The organism is Streptomyces sp. NPDC058375 (assembly GCF_042723425.1).
Lineage (GTDB): Bacteria > Actinomycetota > Actinomycetes > Streptomycetales > Streptomycetaceae > Streptomyces > Streptomyces durocortorensis.
Genome location: NZ_JBHXJG010000333.1, coordinates 1 through 6,434, shown reverse-complemented (window position 1 = coordinate 6,434; position 6,434 = coordinate 1). Strand labels below are relative to the sequence as shown.

5 protein-coding genes are annotated in these 6,434 nt (G+C 64.0%); 2 read left to right on the top strand and 3 right to left on the bottom strand.

Features of this window, described 5'->3' with window-relative positions; genetic code table 11:
* Positions 1 to 203 (top strand): transposase (locus tag ACFWM7_RS32430; protein WP_383267588.1); only part of this gene is annotated, 203 nt, incomplete at its 5' end.
* Positions 204 to 437: 234 nt separating this feature from the next.
* Here ACFWM7_RS32430 and ACFWM7_RS32425 read toward each other — a convergent pair.
* Genes ACFWM7_RS32425 through ACFWM7_RS32415 form a run of 3 tightly spaced genes read right to left on the bottom strand, consistent with a single transcriptional unit; the run spans position 438 to position 2,588 of the window.
* A complete protein-coding gene (locus ACFWM7_RS32425; RefSeq protein WP_383267585.1) occupies positions 438 to 911 on the bottom strand; it encodes a hypothetical protein in 474 nt (157 codons plus the stop codon).
* Positions 908 to 1,660 carry a hypothetical protein gene (locus tag ACFWM7_RS32420; RefSeq protein WP_383267582.1) on the bottom strand — a complete coding sequence of 251 codons (753 nt, stop codon included), beginning with the start codon at positions 1,658 to 1,660 and terminating at the stop codon, positions 908 to 910. Before ACFWM7_RS32420 ends, ACFWM7_RS32425 begins: the two co-directional genes overlap by 4 nt.
* A 4-nt stretch (positions 1,661 to 1,664) precedes the next feature.
* Positions 1,665 to 2,588 carry a hypothetical protein gene (locus ACFWM7_RS32415; protein ID WP_383267580.1) on the bottom strand — a complete coding sequence of 308 codons (924 nt, stop codon included), beginning with the start codon at positions 2,586 to 2,588 and terminating at the stop codon, positions 1,665 to 1,667.
* Between the two features lie 197 nt (positions 2,589 to 2,785).
* Here ACFWM7_RS32415 and ACFWM7_RS32410 point away from each other — a divergent pair, with 197 nt between their 5' ends.
* A complete protein-coding gene (locus ACFWM7_RS32410) occupies positions 2,786 to 5,890 on the top strand; it encodes a Tn3 family transposase (RefSeq protein WP_383267578.1) in 3,105 nt (1,034 codons plus the stop codon).
* Positions 5,891 to 6,434 lie beyond the last annotated feature (544 nt).

The window sequence follows — 6,434 nt, the reverse complement described above, 5'->3', positions numbered from 1 at the left end:
GCGGCATCACCCACCGCATCGCCCGCAAGGGCATCGAGCCCTCACAACGACTGGGCCGCCACCGCTGGACCGTCGAACGCACCATGGCCTGGCTCGCCGGCTGCCGCCGCCTTCACCGACGCTACGAACGCAAGGCCGACCACTTCCTCGCCTTCACCAGCATCGCCTGCACCCTCATCTGCTACCGCAGGCTCGCCAAATGAGATGACTTCTTAGCCTCGGGTCGGTGTGGGAGGTGGGGCGGTGCAGGGGCATAGCCACTGGCACCGGACATACGCCGAGCAACCCTTCGGCGTGGAAGACCTGGGTGGTCACCATGCGCCCTACGAGCGGGCCGTGGGGGTGGTATGTCGCTGGCACCCGCTGGAGGAAGCCGTCGAGTTCGATGACCACGGTCCGCTGTTGCCGTGGGGCCGGGTGAGGGCTGGGGCGTGAGTTCATTTTGGCACCGCCGGGGTTCCTAGGAGCGGGACTCCGTTTCGCATCCAGGAGCGCAGGGCGTAAGCGGTGTGGCGGTGGCCGGTTCCCGCGGCTCGGAAGTTGTCGAAGGTCCATCCGGTGACTTCGAGGAAGGCGCCGTTCCCGGTGGAGAGATCGAGCTGGAGGTTCAGGAAGATGGTGCGCTTAGCGACGGCGAAGCCGTGCCAAGCGCGGTTCCAGCGCAGCAGTGTGCCGAACGTGGCGTCCTCCCAGATACTCAGGCGCCCCGCCCGGAATGCGCTGCGGCAGTCCAGGATCCATAGGTCGGTGTGTGCTTCTCGGCCGGCGACTTCTCGGGACGGCAGCGGCCTGGCCTGGATTTCGGCCCGTTTGCCGCAGCGCAGCACGCAGTCGGCGCGACGGTTGCCGATCCGGATTTCGGCGTCCACCCCCCAGCCCTTGAGCATCTGGTGCCAGGCGGACTCGGTCACAGGGCACCCGCGTAGCGGAGCAGTTCGGCGTCGTCCTCATCCAGGCCGAGTGCCTGGGGCCCGACTTCGTTGAGGTAGTCGGTGAGGTTGAAAACGCCGGGGATACTGTCGATCCCGGCAACGAGCCGTTCGTACCGCTTGATCAGCGAGACGATGCGGTTACCGCGGTCGCGGTGCTTGCGAGCGCCGTCGGCGCACTGCTTGGCCTTGCCTTCCAGTCGGTCGGCTTCCATGAAGTCGCTTTCGGCGAGCTGGGGCAGAAGACCCCCGACGATGCGGTCGAGGTCTTCGAGCACGGCCTGTTGGGCGGTCTTTTCGGAAAGTTCGCCGCCTTCGCCGAGCAGGACCTTCACTACGACTCGTTCGTCGTCGGTCACGCCGGTACGGGGTCCGGGGACCTGCGTGTCGACTCCTTCATGAGGGCCAGTGCCGCAGCCGACACCCGGGATAGTGGGACCTGACCGGTCTGCGCCATCCGCCCCGTGCGGCCCCTGCGGGCCGGCCGTGGCTACCTTGTGCAGGTCCTTACGCGCCTTGTTATAGGAGGTGGTGCACATGGTGCGCACCATGCGTGCGAACACGGGACGATACTCGGGTGAGAGCACCTTGAACTTCGACTGGACAATGGCCTGCATTCGGGCGAGTTGCTCGGCCTCGCTCCCACCCTCGTGGATAGAGCGCAGGGCATCGCGGTCGAGGACGTCGCGAACAGCGTTGGAGTACCGGCCGTTTGCCTTTGAGTAGGACATTTTTCTACTTTCCGGTGAGGAGGCGGATGGTGCGGGGACGCTGCTGCAGGACGCGATCAGCCCAAGAGGTGACGGAGTCGCGGATGGACTCGACGGACTGCCAGACGTCGGGGTCGTCGATGTTCACGAAGTCTTCGGGGCCCAGCAGGAGGAGTTCCCTGCACTGGTGGGCGAGGTCGAAGTATTTGATCGTCCAGTCGGCCCTCGGGTCGAGTTCGTCGGCCCCGACAAGCTCGTTGACAAGTTCTTCGTTCGGGCTGGGCGCGGGGCGTAGCTGCTCACGTACGAACCGGGCGACGTCCCGGTCCTTGAGGACCTCCCGGACGGCGGGCTCACGCAGAACTTCGAGGACCGCGGCGGGACTCTTGGTCAGCTCGGCAAGGACCGCTTCCCGGACCTCACCGCGGCCTAGTTGAGCGACGATGTCGCCCGGAACGGCCGCCCCCGCGGCACCTCCTGCACTGTCCGGCAGGCCCAGGGACCGGCGGAACTCTGTTGCATCCAAGGAGACCGGCCACTTCATGTGCTCCGCGCTGTCCAGTCGGCCGAGCAGCGCCGCTACGCGGCGGATGCGCTCTGCGGAGTCGGTGACACAGGCGATGGTCACGCACGTCCATGGCACGACCACACTGGTGACGGCCAGGCGTTCGCGGAGCTCTGGCCCAGCCAGCTTGGCGACCCTCAGATACCGCTCCAGGGTTTCCGGTGCGTAGCCCAGTTGGCGCGCCAGCGGCCCCAAGGCGTCGTACGCCGCGATTCCGGACTGCTCGACAATCTCACCGCAGACGTCGCCGAAGCTGAGGCGTGCCGTGACTTGAGCCCGCGTCGCCCGTCTGTCCTGGTCTGCAAAGTGCTTGGCGCGCCCGAACTGTTCTTCGGTATAGCTGGTTTCGGGATGCCCGACCGGTTCAATCCAAACGTTGGTCATAGCCCGGGACGCTAGGCAGCTGGGTCGTGTCCCGTCGAATGCATGTGCCCTGAACGGCCCATGATTTCTACTCTGGCGACGAACTCGCCTCAACCGTGCGATAGGCATGCGGGGACCCGGCGGGCAGCTTGACACTCCTTGTCGTGCACCACGAGTGTGCCCATCGTCGTAGTCGGATTTTCAGTGAGGCAGACATCATGAGTAAGCGCTCAAATGCCGAGCCGGGCAGGGACTACCCGGTGCACCGGAAGGAGCCCACGGAAGAGGCCCTGCACGCCTATGACCTCCTCGAAAAGGATCATGCCCTCCTCCAGAAGAAGCGTGGCGCGGCAATGAAGCTGGGGTTCGCCCTCCAGTTGGGGCACTTCCGATGCCTGGGATGGCTACCCGCACCTCGGGAGATCGCGGATATTCCGCGGTACGCCGTGCAGCACGTCGGCACCCAACTCGGCATCGGCGACCCCGTTAGCGTCCTGGCCGACTACGGCCGGCAGGACGGACTGACCCGTCGGCACGCCAAAGAGATCCGGGAAGCGTACGGCTGGCGGGCGTATCACAGCGAGGAGTCTGAGGCGTTGAGGCAGTACCTGGTCAGCCGCGCGGAGACCACCGAGGAAGATCGACGGACCTTGACGAGGCTCGCCGTGTTGTGGCTTCGCCACAAGGGCATCGAGCTTCCCGGGCAGACCACGCTGAGCAATCTTGCCCACCACGTCCGCACGAAGTGCGACGAGCAGATGTACTCCATGCTCCTCAGCCCGTTCACGAACAAGGAGTGTCCGCCAGAACTCAAAGCCCTCATCGATGTCTCCAGCAACGAGCAGGTGTCACCGCTGGCCCAGCTGAGCCGCAGTCCCGGCAAGCCGGAGTGGGGGAACCTGGAGCAAGCGCTGGGGCGATGCAGGGAGATCGGGCGTCTAGTTCATCTGCTGGGTCTGCCCGTCACTGAATCCCGGAACATCTCCCCACGCCGGCTGGCGTTTCTCGCCCGGTTCGCCAAGGAACGTGAGCTCGGGGGCGAGAAACGATACGCCGCGGTCGTCGCCGCCCTGATCCGTCTCCGCGAGACATCGGTCGATGACGCCGTCGAGATCATGATGAACCTAATCTCCCACGAATTCATCGGGAAAGCACGGCGAGCTACCAAGAAGTACAAGGAAGAGGTCTATGACGACCTGGTCAAGGCATTGTTTCAGCTCGGTGGCGAAGTGACGCGCGCGCTCTCGACTGAACACGAGACGGTGGATACGACCACTGGAGAGATCACCCCTCCGTCCTCTGAACAGACCACGCTCGCAAAATTCCTCAGGGAGATGTGCGACCGAACAGCCATCGACGAGGGCCTTCAGGTGATGGAGAGGCTGGCCGTCCCCCAGGGGGCAGACTCGCAACGGCTCCAGCGCACAAAGATGATCGAGAACTTTCCCACCCTCTCAGAGAACCTGCATCACATCACCGCCCTCGACTACCAGCCGTCCACAGAGGCCCGACACATCGTGGAAGCACTGCGGTCATTGCCGGACCTGCTAAGAAGCCCCACGGTCACACCGGCCGATCTTGACAACCGTCTGATGACCGGAGCGTGGCGTGAACTCATTATGCGCGCGAACCAACTAAACCCGGGAGAGGTGAACATCAAGGCATACGCATTCTGCGTGGTGGTGACACTTTACTATCGCCTCAACAACGGAGAAATTCATATCCGTGGGGCGTCAAAGTGGGGCGGCGGAAGAGACGGAAACTTCAACGACATAGAGTGGGCTGAGAAACGCCCTGCAGTTGCCGAGAGCATGGGTCTGCCCCTGAACCCGCTCCCCCACCTCAGAAGCCTCGCGGAGCATCTCCACGCCAGCATCAGCGCCACGGCCTCACGAATCCCGCAGGACAACCACATCACATTCGGTTCAGATGGCCGTCTCCGCATCTCGAAGAAGGCGCAGCTGACGCACCCGCAGTTGCCCATGGTGAGCGCAGAACTCAAGAGCTGGATGGATCGGATCGACCTGCCCAAGCTGCTGCTCGCCGTCCTGAGCTGGACAGGTGCCGCGGAGGCCCTCACTACGCTCAGTGGAGGGAAAACCCGCACTCCCGACCTGGAGGTCAGCTTCGCCGCAGCCTTGGTGGCCGTGGGGTGCAACGTCGGTATCGATGCCGTAGCCAGCGGCTCTCCTGCACTGAGCAGGACACGCATCCTCTACGTGATCGAACACTTTTTGCGACCCGAGTGCCTGAGCGCGGTCACTGAGCGCCTGCTCGGCTATCAGACAGAGATCGACATTGCGAAAGTATGGCGCGGTGAACGTGTGGCGTCCGTCATCGGCCAGCGGTTTGCGACACCGCCCACAGCCTGGCCGTCCAGGCCCGCAGAAGATGGAACCCCTGTGGTCACTCAGGTGTCGCTGATCTCTGATCAATTTATGGGAGTCGCCGACCGGGTCGTAGCGGGGCCGACGGAGACATGCCTCCATGTACTGGACGTCCTCAACGACCGGCGCTCTCGCAGAGATGGGCCGAGCCGGAACAGCCCAGACCAGAACGGGCTGCAGAGGATCGTCGCTGAGGCGAGCCCGCACCAGGAGGTCTTCTTCGGACTGCTCGCGCTCTCGGGATACGCCTACGTTCCCACCATCGCGGACATCAACGAAGTCGTGCTGAGCCGCATGAGCACCGCAGTAGACGAGCACTACGGTCCACTGGAAGAGGCCACCCGCAAACGGATTGACGCCGATCTTATCGAGCGCAACTGGGACGACATGCTCCGCTTGGCGGGAGCAGTCCATAGCGGCCGCCTCCGATCCGAAGACGCCATCCGCAGGCTGGTTCGACACAATCGCCTTTCTTCGCTCGGCAGGGCGTTCGCTCATTACGGGATGATCTACAAGACCATGCACATCCTGGATCTCCTCAACAGTCCGGAATACCGTCGACAGATCGAGGCACAGAGCCAGGGTGACGCGAAGCGCCAGAAGTTGGCCTCAAAGGTGGACCGCGGCCAGACCGAAGAGTTTCGCCACTACCAGAGTGGCGCCGAGGAGCAACTCGGCGCACTCCAAGTGATCGTTAATATGATTGCCCTCTACAACACCGTCAGAATCGACCAGTTTGTCAAGGAGCGGGACCATAGTGGTCAGCCGGTAGCCAGGGGGGCCGCCGCTGGGCTCAACCCGTACGAGTACGCCCACTGCAACATGGAAGGGCGCTACGCCTTCGAGAAGTCCGGGCTGCCCTCCGGCTATCCCCGAGCTGTTGACGTCCTGAAGGGTGCTCCGCCCCAGGACGATGGCACCGACCTCCTGTGGTGATCGGCGCCACCAGCGAGAGACCACAGCCTGAAGCTCAGTTCCGGACGAGACCGATGCGTCAACTCTGTTTGACGCCGGTGTCGAATTCGCCGACTCCCAACTCAGGCCGCGCCATGCACCCCTTCTGAACAGCACAGGAACGCCCTATCACACGGTTCATGGCCTTTCGTCGAGCGAGCCCCCGAGCGGCGGCATCGCGTTGGCCGGTGTACCAACTTCTGATCTCACGTTCGCCTCAGAGAGCGTCCGCCCTGGATGTCTCACCCGGGGTTGAGGCTTCTTCCTGTTGTGTTGGTTCGCGCCAGGAGGACGCTCGTCGGTGAACGGCGCCCTGCACTCGCAGCAGACGAGACGGCCGGGGTAACGCCGCGAGCTCTTTGGCGGTCTCGTGGGACAGGAGGTCCCCGATGAGCTGGAGCAGCTCTCTGGGCCGCTTGCCGCTGGCGTCGATCACAACCGCGTGGTGGTATTCGTCGCCGACCAACGGGGGATGGGCACCCGGTGTTCCCGGGTGCCCATCCCTCGTGCTCGGTGTCGTCCAGTC

What these genes read in the sequence shown, in the direction of transcription:
- ACFWM7_RS32410 (WP_383267578.1), top strand. Translation starts at nt 2,786, where the DNA reads ATGAGTAAGCGCTCAAATGCCGAGCCGGGCAGGGACTACCCGGTGCAC.
- ACFWM7_RS32420 (WP_383267582.1), bottom strand. Translation starts at nt 1,660, where the DNA reads ATGTCCTACTCAAAGGCAAACGGCCGGTACTCCAACGCTGTTCGCGAC.
- ACFWM7_RS32415 (WP_383267580.1), bottom strand. Translation starts at nt 2,588, where the DNA reads ATGACCAACGTTTGGATTGAACCGGTCGGGCATCCCGAAACCAGCTAT.